The sequence below is a fragment of the Streptomyces venezuelae genome (genome assembly GCF_008642275.1).
GTDB lineage: Bacteria > Actinomycetota > Actinomycetes > Streptomycetales > Streptomycetaceae > Streptomyces > Streptomyces venezuelae_E.
In genome coordinates, this window is record NZ_CP029189.1 from 3,848,718 (window position 1) to 3,862,056 (window position 13,339).

Sequence of the window (13,339 nt, forward strand, 5' to 3'; positions counted from 1 at the left end):
CTTGTCCGGGGCGCCGGATGCCGTGTGCCGGGTGCGGCGCCGTTGCCGGGGCTCTGCCCCGGGCCCCGCGCCTCAAACGCCGGCGGGGCTGGAAGAGCGGGGCTCCGCCCCGGACCCCGCGCCTCAAACGCCGGCGGGGCTGAGGGGAGCGGCGGGGCTGAGGGGAGCGGCGGGGCTGAGGGGGGCGGCGGGGCTGAGGGGGGCGGCGGGGCTGAAGATCGGGGGCAGCGGGGCCCGGGTGGGCCCCGCTTTGGATGTGTGTCCGGCGGGGGTTAGAGGTAGGGGCCCGAGCGGATCGCGCCGTGGCCGCCGTCCTCGTCGTCGTCGTGCGGCCCGCCCGGCGGGAGGGCGCGGCGCATCTGCTCCAACTGGGCCCGCGCCGCCATCTGCTGCGCGAACAGGGCCGTCTGGATGCCGTGGAAGAGGCCCTCCAGCCAGCCCACCAACTGTGCCTGGGCGATCCGGAGTTCGGCCTCGGAGGGAATGGCCTCCTCCGTGAACGGGAGTGACAGGCGCTCCAGTTCCTCGACGAGCTCCGGTGCCAGGCCGTCCTCCAGCTCCTTGACCGAGGCGGCATGGATGTCCTTGAGCCGGACCCGGCTCGCCTCGTCGAGAGGCGCGGCACGTACCTCTTCCAGGAGTTGCTTGATCATGCTGCCGATCCGCATGACCTTGGCGGGCTGTTCGACCATTTCCGTCACCGGGACCTCGCGCGACTCGTCATCGGCGTCGCCGACGGCCGTCCCGTCCTGTCCCACGATCAGAACGTGCGGGGGGCTGTCCTGCGACCGTTCACTCCTCGGCATCTCCATGCCGTCATTCTCTCGCACACCTCCGTACTCACACGGTGTGCCCCCGTACAGTCGTGATCCACCCTGTACGGGGGCACCAGCCTGGCCCCGGTCCCCCGGGGCCCCTACCCCGCGGCCCTGCGGGCCAGCGCGCCGCTGGAGCGGGTGACGAGGGCCGCCAGCAGGGCCGCGCCCAGCGGAACCACGACGAGCAGTCCGCCGAGGGTCTCCCACGGCACGGAGATCGGCACGAACGGCACCGCTTCCGTCATCGCCGAGAAGCCCTGCTCGATCGACTCCCGGTAGAGCGCCTCGGCTTGCCGCTGCTCGGTCAGCCGCAGGCCGACCGCGGGCAGGATCCCGGCCGCCGAGCCCAGGACGACGCCCATCAGGGCGACCACCCCGCACTGGAAGCCGCTCAGCGTCCGCCGCACCCGCGGCGCCGCGCCCACGGCGGCCAGCGTCTTCAGGTCGGCCTCGGCGTCGGCCTGGGCCAGCCCGGTGGCGATGCCGGCCGCGCCGATCGTGATGATCCCCGCGAAGACGGCCAGGGCGAGCATGACGATGCTGTTGTCGCCCTCGTAGCCCGCCTCGATGCGGAGGGTGGCGTCCACGCCCATCCGGTCGATCTCGCCGTCCATCTTCTGGCGCTGCTCGCTGCTCGCCGTTCCGTCGAGGCTGAAGTACGAGCCCACGGGCGCGGTGGCCAGTCCGGCGGCCTTGGCCGCCGAGGGCGGCAGGATCAGCTCGACGCCCCAGCCTTCGGCCGAGCCGGGTGCCAGGTGGACGGGGAGGACCTTGTCCTCACCGCGGGTGTCGTCGTAGCGCCCGAACATCACGTCGTCCTGGCTCTGGTCGGTGATGATCCGCAGGGTGACCTTGCCGTCCTTGACCTGGCGCTTGTCGAAGGCGACGGCCTGGCCGGCCTTGAGAGCGGCCACGGTGCCCGGATCGGTGACCGCGAGCACGCTCAGCACCTTCTCGTCGCCGACGAGGACGGAGTGCTGCGTGCCGTGCCGGGGGTCCTGGCAGCGCCAGTCCTGGCGCAGTTCCTTGAGCTGCGCCTCGGAGAAGGCCGAGATGCCCTTGGGGTCCTCGTAGAGCGGGCAGCGCTGTTCCTTGGGCGTGATGAGCTCGGCGCGGCCGCAGCCGGGGTCCGAGGAGAACGACTCGCAGCCGGGCTTGCCGACGACCACCCGGTCGATGTCCGCCCGCTGCGCCAGCGGCATCTCCCTGGAGAGGGTCTCGCGCAGGGCGGGCACCTCCTTGTACGCGCTGTTCTCGATGGTCTGCAGCAGGCCGGTGCCGTGCGGCAGTTCGGCCTGGTACTGCCGGCGCATCTGGACGTCGTAGCTCTGCTGGTACGTCGCCACGGCGACGGTTCCGGCGACGGCGGCCAGTACGGCGGCCACGGCGGGGGCCGTACGCCCGCGGTTGCGCACGGCGTCGCGCAGCGCGAGCCGCGGCGACAGCGGCAGCCACCGTCCGAGCCGGCCGAACAGGCCGACCAGGGTCGGGGTGAGGGCGACGATGCCGAGTTCGGCGAGGGCGCTGCCGCCCGCCACGACGGTGCTGCCCATGTTCGAGGTGGTGCCGTAGAGGGCGATCGCGGCGCCGGCGGCGACGGCGACGAGGCCGAGGACGGGCAGCACGCGGTTGGCGCGGCGGACACCGCGGCGGCCGGTCAGCGAGGCCAGCACGGTCTGCCGGGAGGCGGTGACGGCCGGGACGATCGCGGCCAGCAGACCGGTGATCACGGCGAGCAGGGCGATGCCGGCCAGTTCCAGCGGGCGGAAGTCGAAGGTGCCGAAGCGCTTGCCGAGCGCCTCCTCCAGCACCGGCTGCAGCAGGACGGTGAGCAGGATGCCGACGACGGTGCCGATGGCGGCGGCGACGGCGCCGAGGACCAGGCCGCCGGAGAGCACGATGGAGCGGATGTGGCGCCGGTCACCGCCGTTGGCGCCGACCAGGCCCAGCTGGCGGCGCGAGCGTCGGGCGCCGACGGCGAAGGCCGGTCCGGCGAGCAGGCAGATCTCCAGCATGGCCAGGCCCACGACGGTGGCCAGGATGGCCGTCTCGACGGCCTTGTTGCCGCTCTCCTCGAACTGCGCCTTCGGATCGTCCCGGTAGAGCGGGACCTCGGAGTCGGCGGGCGGGTCGAGGACGACGGCCCGGGAGACGACGACCAGGCTCTTGGCGTTGGCCGCCTTGACCGCGTCCCAGCTGACACCGGCGCCGCCCACCTTGACCAGGTAGGTGTCGCTGGGCGTCACCGTGCGACCGCCGGACTCCACCAGCGCCTTGTTCAGCGGGGCGATCAGGGCTCCGGGCGGGCCGATGATCTCGGGGCGCCCGAGTTCGTCCGGCAGCTCGTAGGCGCCGACGATCTTGTAGGGGGCGGGGGCGCCGCGCGGGGTGACCGAGGAGCCGACGAAGAGGCCGGAGTCCTTCAGGAAGGTCCGGGTGGCGATGACCTCGCCCGGGCCTTCGGGCAGCCGGCCGCGGTCGAGCGTGATCATGCCCTTCGTCAGGGGGCTGTGCGTGTCGAGCTCGCGCAGCTGGGTGTCGAGCAGCCCGTGTGTGGTGCGGACCTTGGCGTAGCCGGTGCTGTCCTTGAGGATCTGGGCCCCGGCCGGGAGCAGGGACTCCACCGGTTCCGGCTTCTCCCGGGCCTTCGAGGGGTCGTAGTCCTTGTAGCCGCCGACGGGCAGGTGTCTCGTGCCGTCGGGGGTCTGGTTGATCGGCCCGGTCGTGTACGAGTGGCTCACGCGGGCGTCGGCGGTGCCGATCATCCGGGAGAGGGCCTGCTCGGGGGAGAGTTCGGCACTGCGCAGCGTGAGGTCGGCGGCGCTCACCCCGATGATCGGCAGGGCGAGCATCGCGAGGACGAGGGAGCTGCGGCCCTTGGCGCGCCAGGCGTCGCGGCGCGCTATGCGCAGGGCGGCGATCCAGGAGTGGTACCAGCCTTGGAGCGGAGAGGTCACTGGCCGGCCGCCTGCCCGGAGAGGAGGGAGTCGGCGTGGCTGCGCAGGGTCTCGTCGACCACGCTGCCGTCGCGCAGGAAGACCACGCGGTCGGCCCAGGCGGCGAACCGCGGCTCGTGCGTGACGAGGATCCCGGCGGCGCCGGCGTCGCAGCGAGTGCGCAGCAGGGCGAGGACGGACTCGCCGGTCTCGGAGTCCAGGGCGCCGGTCGGCTCGTCGGCGAGGACCAGACGGCGGTCGCCCACCAGGGCGCGGGCGATGGCCACGCGCTGCTGCTGGCCGCCGGACATCTCGTCGGGGAAGCGGTTGGCGAGCTGGCCGAGGCCTATCTCCTCCAGTGCGGCGAGCGCGGAGGCGCGGGCCTTGCGGGCGGAGATCCCGTCGAGTTCCCGGGGCAGTGCCACGTTCTCGGCGGCGGTGAGGGCCGGTATCAGGTTGTAGTCCTGGAAGACGTACCCGATGCTGCGGCGGCGCAGGGCGGCCAGCTGCTTGCGGCTCGCCGTGGTGATGTCGGTGCCCTCGACGACGACCCGGCCGCTGCTCGGGGTGTCGAGGCCGCCCGCGAGGGTGAGCAGTGTGGACTTTCCGGAGCCGGAGGGGCCCATGACGGCGACGAGTTCGCCGGGGTAGACGGACAGGTCGATCCCGCGCAGGGCGTGCACCTCGGTGGCGCCGCTGCCGTGCGTGCGGACGAGTCGGTCCAACTGCAGTACGGGCTGCTGGGGCTGGGGCTGGTCAGGCATGGAGTGTCCCCCCTGGAACGGTGGTTCAGCCACGGCGCGTACGAGCGGTACGGGGCGGGGTGGTGGTCGGGGCCGGGGTCTGGGCTGCGGCGGCCTGGGGTCGTCCGGGTTCGGCGGCTCTCCGGTCGGCCGGCAGGGAGAGCCGGACGAGCCGGGCTTCGCAGTGGTCGAGCCAGCGGGCCTCGGCCTCGGTCTGGAAGATCAGCTGTTCCAGGACGAGCAGCCAGGCCACGTCGTCGCGTTCGCGGGACTGGCCGCTCTCGACCGCGGCGAGCGCCGTGGCCTTGAGCCGGGTGTAGTCCTGCATCGCCTTGATCGTGGCGTGCCGCTGGGACTGGATGACGGACCGGATGTCCACGCCGGGGGCGCCCACGGCCATGGCGAGCTTGATGGACAGCTCGTCGCGGGGCGGGTTGGCCCGGTCGACGGGGCGTTCGTACCACTGGCGCAGTTCGGTGCGTCCGGCGTCGGTGATGGCGTAGAGGGTGTGGCCGGCGGCGTCCTCGCCGTCGGGCGCGACGAGGCCGTCCCGTTCGAGACGGGCGAGGGTCGTGTACACCTGCCCGACGTTGAGCGGCCAGGTGGAGCCGGTGCGGGATTCGAACTCGGTGCGCAGCTGGGAGCCGTACCGAGGACCCCGTTCCAGCAGGGCGAGTAGCCCGTGACGGATCGACATACTGAGTATGTATACCGAGTATGTTCACCCCCGGCAACCGTCCTGAGGCGTAGGTCGTGCGGGGGACGCCTTGTGGAGGGAGGAGGCCGGGACCGCTCAGATCCCCCGGCGCAGCCGTATCCCGAGGTAGCCGAGACCGAGGCCCATCAGGGCGAATCCGGTGCCGAGCGGCAGTATGTGCGCGGCCAGGTCGGCGGCCCGGTCGTTGGGAGCGGTGCGGAGGTCGGTGACCACGGCCGGCGGCGGGCTCGGGGCGGCGACGGCGGCGGTGGGCGGACGGGCGGTCGGCGGACGGGCGGTGGCGGCGCCGGTGGGGGCGGTGGGCAGGGCGGGGGTGGCGGCGGTGCCGGGCTCGGTGCGCGGCCGGGCCGGCAGCGGGCGCGACGCGACCGTCAGCTCGGGGTTCGCGGGCTCGCCGACCGGCCGCCCGGGGCGCTCGCGCCCGACCCCGGCGAGGCTTCCGGCCAGCTCCCCGTGGGGGGCGTCCGGCGCGGCGGGCGCGGCGATCGGCCGGACGGGGGCGAGGAAGGGGCCGGCGTACGCGGAAGCGGTGGGTGCGAGCGCGGAGGCGGCCAGCGCCGCGCAGGCCAGCCAGTGCGGCGGGCGGAAGCCTTGGATCACGGGGAGCCCCTCCCGTCCCGAGCCACGAGCTGCTCGCTGCGCGTCAGAGATATGCGCCCAGATTTACATAGTGGGGCAAAAGCGGCATCCCGGACGCCCCATCGGGGTGTCCGGGATGCCGGTGTGTCGGATCGCGCCGCGTGCCGGGCCGCCGGGCGGCGCCGTGCGGCGGGGTCCGGTGCGCTATTCGGGGTTGCCGGTCGACACGGTCAGCGTGAACTCCGTGCCTTCCTTGTTGATCTTGTCGCCGGAAGCCGGGGTCTGGAACAGGACCGTGTCCTTGCCGTACACGGCCTCGTCCTTGAACTCGATCTTGTACTTGCCGCCCGAGGCCTGGATGCACTCCTTCACCGAGAGCAGGTTCTTGTACTTGAAGTCCGGGGCCATGTACTTGCCGGCCTCGCTGTAGTGCCTCACCGGCTCCGTGCACTTCTTCGGGTCGATCGTGCGCGTGGTGTCCGGCCCCTTGAACCCGGCCTTCGCCGAGGCGGACGTGGAGGCCCCCGGATCCGCCGTCGTGTCGCCCTTGTCCTTGTCCCCGTTCATCGAGATCGCCGCGATCAGACCGCCCACGGCCAGCAGCGCCACCGCGGCCGCGCCCACGACCACCGGCATGTTCCGCTTGCCGTCACCGGACGCCGCCGCCTGGCCCGTCGTCCCCGGCCCGCCGGTCGGGGAGATCGTGTACGGCGGCGGGGTCTGCGGCGCGTACTGCTGCTGCGGCGGAGGGGTGTGCGGGTAGGCGTAGCCGCCCTGCGCGTGCTGCTGCGGGGCCGGTGTCGGCGCGTACGGGGCCGGCGTCGGCGCCTGCGGCGCCTGGTAGGGCTGCTGCACCGACTGCGGGGGCGCCTGGTACCCGGACTCCACCGGCGGGAACACGGCCGAGGCCACGCCCGCACCGCTGCTCAGGGGCCCGTGGCCCTGGACGATGACCGGCGCACCGGTCTGCCCGGAGCCCAGCACCCGCGCGACCTCGTCCCCCATGGCCGCGGCCGTGGGGAAACGCTCGTTCGGGTTCTTCTTCAGGGCGCGGGCCACCAGCGCGTCCATCGCCGGGGTCAGCGACCGGTTGACGGAGGACGGGGCGACCGGCTCCTCCTGCACGTGGGCGTACGCGATGGCCAGCGGCGAGTCCGCGTCGAACGGGATCCGCCCGGTCAGCAGCTGGAACAGCATGATGCCGACCGAGTAGAGGTCCGAACGGGCGTCGACCCCGCGCCCCAGCGCCTGCTCGGGCGAGAGGTACTGGGGGGTGCCGACGACCATGCCGGTCTGCGTCATCGAGGTGACCCCCGACTGCATGGCGCGCGCGATGCCGAAGTCCATCACCTTGACCACGCCGCGCTTGTTCACCATGACGTTGCCGGGCTTGATGTCGCGGTGGACGAGCCCCATCTCGTGGCTGGTCTCCAGGGCGGCCAGGACGTCGGCCGTCACCTTCAGCGCCTTGTCGGCCGGCATGGCGCCGTACTGGCGGATGTCCTCCTCCAGCACCGAGCCCAGCGGCCGGCCCTCCACGTACTCCATGACGATGTACGGCATCACCGCGCCGTCGCCCGCGGCGGCGCCGCCGAACGTCACTTCGCCCTCACCGGTGTCGAACACCGAGACGATGTTCGTGTGCGACAGTTTCGCTACAGCCTGGGCCTCGCGGCGGAACCGTTCGCGGAAGGACTGCTCGCGGCCGAGGTCGCTGTGCAGCGTCTTGATGGCGACCTGCCGGTCGAGGGCCGAGTCGTAGGCGAGGTACACGGACGCCATGCCGCCCGCACCCAGCAAGTCCCTTAGCTGGTAACGGCCACCGGCCAGAGAGCCGCCCGCGTACTGGCCCTGAGTGCCGTCCTGGCTCATGACTGTTGCTTCCCCTCGGGATGTGTCCCCACGCCGCTGGCCGGGCGCATATGGCGCCCAGTCTGCCCCAGGGCAAGCACACGTCAAGCCAGGTGCCCGTTCCGTGACCACACGGGCACAGGTGGTCTTGTCCGAACGGTGACCGGTTCCGAGGCTGTAGCGTTCACCGGAGCACCGACGAAGAGGACGACCGCTGAGCGGCGGCCGAGAGATACGACGGCGAGGACTGATGGCACCCGAACCCGATGGAAACGGCGCCGGGATGACCGATGGTCCTGAGCACTGGGGCGCCGGCGGCCTGGTGGGCGACGGCCGTTACCGGATGACGCACCGGCTGGGCCGCGGCGGCATGGCCGAGGTGTTCGCGGCCGAGGACGTCCGGCTGGGCCGCACCGTCGCCGTGAAGCTGCTGCGCGCGGACCTCGCCGAGGACCCGGTGTCCAAGGCCCGCTTCACGCGCGAGGCGCAGTCCGTCGCCGGACTCAACCACCACGCCGTCGTGGCCGTGTACGACTCGGGCGAGGACCGGGTCGGCCCGAACACCGTCCCGTACATCGTCATGGAGCTCGTCGAGGGCCGCACCATCCGCGACCTCCTGCTCAGCGCGGAGGCCCCGGGCCCCGAGCAGGCGCTCATCATCACCTCGGGCGTGCTCGAAGCCCTCGCGTACTCGCACCAGCACGGCATCGTGCACCGTGACATCAAGCCCGCGAACGTCATCATCACCGAGACCGGCGCGGTCAAGGTGATGGACTTCGGCATCGCCCGCGCCCTGCACGGCGCCCAGTCGACGATGACCCAGACCGGCATGGTCATGGGCACCCCGCAGTACCTGTCGCCCGAGCAGGCCCTCGGCAAGGCCGTCGACCACCGCTCCGACCTCTACGCGACCGGCTGTCTGCTCTACGAACTGCTCGCGCTGCGTCCCCCGTTCACCGGCGAGACCCCGCTGTCGGTGGTCTACCAGCACGTCCAGGACGCGCCGGTGCCGCCCTCGCAGCTGCCGGAGGGCAGTCACCTCCCGCAGGAGCTCGACGGCCTGGTCATGCGTTCCCTCGCCAAGGACCCGGACGACCGCTTCCAGAGCGCCGAGGAGATGCGCGGGCTGGTCCAGTACGCGCTCCAGATGCTGCAGGAGCAGGGGCCGAACACCGGCACCTGGAGCACCGGCCCGGTCACCATGTCCCTGCCGCACGGGCGGGGCGGTACCTCTCCCACCACGGCCATGCCCCTGCCCGGGAGCGGCGGCCAGCAGCAGTACGGGGCGCACGCCTCGACCTCGCAGTTCCAGCAGCCGATGGTGCCGTCGCTGAACCCGGACGACGGCTCGGCCTTCCCCGGCGGCCACGGCCCGGCCGGCAACGGCGGTTACGACGGCTACGACGGCTACGACGACCGCAGGAGCGGCGGCAGCCGCTGGACGGTGTGGCTGTTCGCGGTCCTCGCGGTCGTCGCGGTCATGGGTGGTGTGGCCTACGCGGTCAACAGCATGGGCAAGGCAGGCAAGGAGAAGCCGGAGACCACCCAGAGCACCCCGGGTGAGCAGCCGAGCAAGTCCGCGGCCCCGAACGTCACCCAGCCGCCGCAGACGCAGGACAACACCCCGGCTACCAACGACAACTCGCCCGCGCCGACCCGTAGTCGCCAGCAGAGCTTCAGCCCGACGCCGACGCCCACCGCGACGCACTCGCCGACGGGTACGGCCTCGCCGACCAACACGGCGACGACGAAGCCCACGGGGAGCACGTCGCCGACGCCGTCGAACAAGCCGTCGACGAAGCCCACGGGGGAGACCGCGGCCGGTGGCGCCGCCGGCGGCCCCGGCGGTGGCGGGACCAACTCGGAAGAGTGACGCGTACCGGAGGACGGGCCCGGCGGAATCAATTCCGCCGGGCCCGTCCGCGTATCCGGGTGAGCCCCGGTCAGAGCGCGTACTGGTACTGCCGGTCCGTATTCCCGGCCAGCGAGTGCACGGTGGCGAACTGGGGCTCGATCCGCATGTAGACGGGGTCGAAGACCTCGCCGTCGATGAAATGCGGAACCGGTCCGAAGAGCTCCAGTTCGGCGTTGGTCGGTTCGGTGACCTGCGCCGTTCCGGTGCACTGGACCGACCAGAGCTCGGGGTCCGGCGCATGGGAATTGTCGGCCCCATAGGCCACCACGCTGCCGTTGCAGGCCTGGTGGTAGCCGAAACCGGAATGCATTCTCAAGATCACCCCGCCGTCCACCACGATGTGGCGGGCGAGCGCGAGGAAGGGCAGCGCACGCATGCTGGTGGCCACGCGGCCGTACGGCACCCGGCGCAGCAGGTCGACGGCGTGGAGCTCCTCGGGGGACATGCCGTCCACTCTCGGGTACGGGTACCCCGCCGGGGAAGAGCAGCCCGCCCCGGGGAGCGGTGACCTTGGTCCCGAATGGAACGCCGGACCCCGGGGAACCCGTAGCGCCATCCGCCGGACACGATGCGTGACCGGCGTGGTGGCGGCAGGGATCAGCGGCGCTCCGCCTGCAGGCGGGCCACATAGGCGGCGGCCTGGGAGCGGCGCTCCATGCCCAGCTTGGAGAGCAGGCTGGAGACGTAGTTCTTGATGGTCTTCTCGGCCAGGTGCAGCCGCTCGCCGATGACCCGGTTGGTCAGGCCCTCGCCGATCAGGTCGAGGATCTTCCGTTCCTGCTCGGTGAGGTGGGCGAGGCGGTCGTCGCCCCTGCCGCCCCGGCCGCCGTCCCGCAGCCGCTCCAGCACGCGGGCGGTGGCGACGGGGTCCAGCAGCGACTTGCCGGCGGCGACGTCGCGTACGGCGCTCAGCAGCTCGTTGCCGCGGATCGCCTTGAGCACGTAACCGGAGGCGCCGGCCATGATCGCGTCGAACAGCGCCTCGTCGTCGGCGAAGGAGGTCAGCATCAGGCATTTGACGTCCTCGTCCTGCGAGCGCACCTCGCGGCAGACCTCCACGCCGCTGCCGTCGGGGAGCCGGACGTCGAGGACGGCCACGTCGGGACGGGTTGCGGGGATACGGACCAGGGCATCCGCGGCGGTACCGGCCTCGCCGACGATCTCGATGTCCTCTTCGACCGACAAGAGCTCGTGGACGCCCCGGCGCACCACTTCGTGGTCGTCCAGGAGGAATACCTTGATTTTTCCGTCTTCGCGCACGAAGTCAGTTTCACACACTCACCCCTTCCCTGCCGGAGTTACCCGGGATAACGTGCCGTTGTTCCCGGCCCCTGCAAGGCTGTGACCAGTGGTTGTTCCCGTTGCTGCGTTTTTACTAGGAAATCCAAGCAAAAACGCAGGTCAAACGGGGTTTCGCAGTTATGCGGCGCACTGGGTAACGTGCATTGCGCAGGGCACTCGCCGGGACACCTGTCACGCCTGAATCCCCGTACGCGAAGCGCACCCACCCCGTGCGCTCGTTACGGATACAGGTGAGCCGCACTGGACCCCGGAGAACCCGGGTGCCGGACCGACGGAGGAGCACACGTGACCGTGGAGAGCACTGCCGCGCGCAAGCCGCGACGCAGCAGCGGCACCAAGCGGGCGGCAGGCGCGGCGAACGCCGCCGCCAAGCCCGCCGCTGCCACCGCGCAGACGCAGGACGCCGTACCTCAGCTCGTACAGCTGCTGACGCCCGAAGGGGACCGGGTCGACAACGCGGAGAACGCGGAGTTCGCCCCCTTCGTCGCCGACATCACCACCGAGGACCTGCGCGGGCTGTACCGCGACATGGTCATGACCCGCCGCTTCGACGGTGAGGCGACCGCCCTGCAGCGCCAGGGAGAGCTGGGCCTGTGGGCCTCGCTCCTCGGGCAGGAGGCCGCCCAGATCGGCTCCGGCCGGGCGCTGAACGACGAGGACTACGTCTTCCCGACCTACCGCGAGCACGGCGTGGCCTGGTGCCGCGGGGTCGACCCGACCAACCTGCTCGGCATGTTCCGCGGCGTGAACCACGGCGGCTGGGACCCGAACACCAACAACTTCCACCTCTACACGATCGTCATCGGCTCGCAGACGCTCCACGCGACCGGTTACGCGATGGGCGTGGCCAAGGACGGCGCGGACTCCGCGGTCATCGCCTACTTCGGCGACGGCGCGTCCAGCCAGGGCGACGTCGCCGAGGCGTTCACCTTCTCCGCCGTCTACAACTCCCCCGTGGTGTTCTTCTGCCAGAACAACCAGTGGGCGATCTCCGAGCCGACCGAGCGCCAGATGCGCGTGCCGCTCTACCAGCGCGCGCAGGGCTTCGGCTTCCCGGGCGTCCGCGTCGACGGCAACGACGTACTGGCCTGCCTGGCCGTGACCCGCTGGGCGCTGGACCGGGCCCGCCGCGGCGAGGGCCCGACCCTGGTCGAGGCGTTCACGTACCGCATGGGCGCGCACACCACCTCCGACGACCCGACGAAGTACCGGCGGGACGAGGAGACGGCGGCCTGGGAGGCCAAGGACCCGATCCTGCGCCTGAAGGCCCACCTGCTGGCCACCGGGGGCGCCGACGAGGCGTTCTTCACGGAGCTGGAGGCGGAGAGCGAGGCGATGGGCAAGCGCGTGCGCGAGGCCGTGCGCGCCATGCCCGACCCGGACACCATGGCGATCTTCGAGAACGTCTACGCGGACGGGCACGCGCTCGTCGACGAGGAGCGCGCCCAGTTCGCCGCTTACCTCGCGTCCTTCGAGGAGGGTCACTGATGGCTGTCGAGAAGATGTCTATCGCCAAGGCGCTCAACGAGTCGCTGCGCAAGGCCCTGGAGCAGGACCCCAAGGTCCTGATCATGGGTGAGGACGTCGGCAAGCTGGGCGGTGTCTTCCGGATCACCGACGGCCTGCAGAAGGACTTCGGCGAGGAGCGGGTCATCGACACCCCGCTCGCCGAGTCCGGCATCGTCGGCACCGCCATCGGCCTGGCCCTGCGCGGGTACCGGCCGGTCGTGGAGATCCAGTTCGACGGCTTCGTCTTCCCCGCGTACGACCAGATCGTCACGCAGCTCGCGAAGATGCACGCGCGCGCCCTGGGCAAGGTCAAGATGCCCGTCGTCGTGCGCATCCCGTACGCGGGCGGCATCGGCGCGGTCGAGCACCACAGCGAGTCCCCCGAGGCGCTCTTCGCGCACGTGCCGGGCCTCAAGGTGGTCTCCCCCTCGAACGCGAGCGACGCCTACTGGATGCTCCAGCAGGCGATCCTCAGCGACGACCCGGTGATCTTCTTCGAGCCGAAGCGCCGCTACTGGGACAAGGGCGAGGTCGACTTCGACGCCATCCCCGGCGAGCTGCACAAGGCGCGCGTGACCCGCGAGGGCTCGGACGTCACCCTGGCCGCCTACGGCCCGATGGTGAAGGTCTGCCTGGAGGCCGCGGCCGCGGCCGCCGAGGAGGGCAAGTCGGTGGAGGTCCTCGACCTGCGCTCGATGTCCCCGGTCGACTTCGACGGGATCCAGGCCTCGGTCGAGAAGACCCGCCGGCTCGTGGTCGTCCACGAGGCGCCGGTGTTCCTCGGCGTGGGCGCGGAGGTCGCCGCCCGCATCACGGAGCGGTGCTTCTACCACCTGGAGGCGCCGGTCCTGCGCGTGGGCGGTTTCCACGCCCCCTACCCGCCGGCCCGCCTGGAGGACGAGTACCTGCCCGGCCTGGACCGGGTGCTCGACGCCGTCGACCGCTCGCTGGCGTACTAGGAGACCCGC

At 71.8% G+C, this 13,339-nt stretch carries 11 protein-coding genes; 3 read left to right on the forward strand and 8 right to left on the reverse strand.

What is annotated here, in order from left to right; all coding sequences use genetic code 11:
- Positions 1–272 precede the first annotated feature (272 nt).
- From DEJ51_RS16950 to DEJ51_RS16975, 6 genes are all read right to left on the reverse strand, one after another.
- Complete coding sequence (locus tag DEJ51_RS16950; protein WP_030014634.1) at positions 273–812, reverse strand: bacterial proteasome activator family protein; 540 nt, start codon at positions 810–812, stop codon at positions 273–275.
- Positions 813–916: 104 nt separating this feature from the next.
- Positions 917–3,670, reverse strand: coding sequence for an ABC transporter permease (locus DEJ51_RS16955; protein ID WP_223836183.1), 2,754 nt, complete (start codon positions 3,668–3,670; stop codon positions 917–919).
- Between the two features lie 101 nt (positions 3,671–3,771).
- A complete protein-coding gene (locus tag DEJ51_RS16960) occupies positions 3,772–4,518 on the reverse strand; it encodes an ABC transporter ATP-binding protein (RefSeq protein WP_150258319.1) in 747 nt (248 codons plus the stop codon).
- Between the two features lie 25 nt (positions 4,519–4,543).
- Positions 4,544–5,194 (reverse strand): PadR family transcriptional regulator, encoded by a 651-nt coding sequence (locus tag DEJ51_RS16965; protein ID WP_223835844.1) that lies wholly within the window; start codon positions 5,192–5,194, stop codon positions 4,544–4,546.
- Between the two features lie 96 nt (positions 5,195–5,290).
- A complete protein-coding gene (locus tag DEJ51_RS34540) occupies positions 5,291–5,815 on the reverse strand; it encodes a hypothetical protein (RefSeq protein ID WP_190621036.1) in 525 nt (174 codons plus the stop codon).
- A gap of 183 nt (positions 5,816–5,998) precedes the next feature.
- On the reverse strand, positions 5,999–7,666 hold the full coding sequence (locus DEJ51_RS16975; RefSeq protein WP_150258320.1) for a protein kinase domain-containing protein: 1,668 nt from the start codon (positions 7,664–7,666) through the stop codon (positions 5,999–6,001).
- Positions 7,667–7,895: 229 nt separating this feature from the next.
- Here DEJ51_RS16975 and DEJ51_RS16980 point away from each other — a divergent pair, with 229 nt between their 5' ends.
- On the forward strand, positions 7,896–9,518 hold the full coding sequence (locus DEJ51_RS16980) for a protein kinase domain-containing protein (protein ID WP_150258321.1): 1,623 nt from the start codon (positions 7,896–7,898) through the stop codon (positions 9,516–9,518).
- Between the two features lie 70 nt (positions 9,519–9,588).
- Here the strand turns inward: DEJ51_RS16980 and DEJ51_RS16985 are convergent, their stop codons facing one another.
- A complete protein-coding gene (locus DEJ51_RS16985) occupies positions 9,589–10,005 on the reverse strand; it encodes a pyridoxamine 5'-phosphate oxidase family protein (RefSeq protein ID WP_150258322.1) in 417 nt (138 codons plus the stop codon).
- 152 nt (positions 10,006–10,157) lie between these two features.
- On the reverse strand, positions 10,158–10,820 hold the full coding sequence (locus tag DEJ51_RS16990) for a response regulator (protein WP_150258323.1): 663 nt from the start codon (positions 10,818–10,820) through the stop codon (positions 10,158–10,160).
- 327 nt (positions 10,821–11,147) lie between these two features.
- On the opposite strand from DEJ51_RS16990, the gene pdhA reads away from it, so the two are divergent.
- Both pdhA and DEJ51_RS17000 read left to right on the forward strand, forming a co-directional pair.
- Entirely contained in the window at positions 11,148–12,350 is a 1,203-nt protein-coding gene (gene pdhA, locus DEJ51_RS16995) for a pyruvate dehydrogenase (acetyl-transferring) E1 component subunit alpha (protein ID WP_033214801.1), read from the forward strand.
- A complete protein-coding gene (locus DEJ51_RS17000; RefSeq protein WP_150258324.1) occupies positions 12,350–13,330 on the forward strand; it encodes an alpha-ketoacid dehydrogenase subunit beta in 981 nt (326 codons plus the stop codon). Before pdhA ends, DEJ51_RS17000 begins: the two co-directional genes overlap by 1 nt.
- Positions 13,331–13,339: the final 9 nt, after the last annotated feature.

Coding starts and splice junctions, on each gene's coding strand:
- DEJ51_RS16960 (WP_150258319.1), bottom strand. CDS start 4,518: ATGCCTGACCAGCCCCAGCCCCAGCAGCCCGTACTGCAGTTGGACCGA.
- DEJ51_RS16985 (WP_150258322.1), bottom strand. CDS start 10,005: ATGTCCCCCGAGGAGCTCCACGCCGTCGACCTGCTGCGCCGGGTGCCG.
- DEJ51_RS16955 (WP_223836183.1), bottom strand. CDS start 3,670: ATGCTCGCCCTGCCGATCATCGGGGTGAGCGCCGCCGACCTCACGCTG.
- DEJ51_RS16980 (WP_150258321.1), top strand. CDS start 7,896: ATGGCACCCGAACCCGATGGAAACGGCGCCGGGATGACCGATGGTCCT.
- DEJ51_RS16965 (WP_223835844.1), bottom strand. CDS start 5,194: ATGTCGATCCGTCACGGGCTACTCGCCCTGCTGGAACGGGGTCCTCGG.
- DEJ51_RS16975 (WP_150258320.1), bottom strand. CDS start 7,666: ATGAGCCAGGACGGCACTCAGGGCCAGTACGCGGGCGGCTCTCTGGCC.
- DEJ51_RS17000 (WP_150258324.1), top strand. CDS start 12,350: ATGGCTGTCGAGAAGATGTCTATCGCCAAGGCGCTCAACGAGTCGCTG.
- DEJ51_RS16950 (WP_030014634.1), bottom strand. CDS start 812: ATGGAGATGCCGAGGAGTGAACGGTCGCAGGACAGCCCCCCGCACGTT.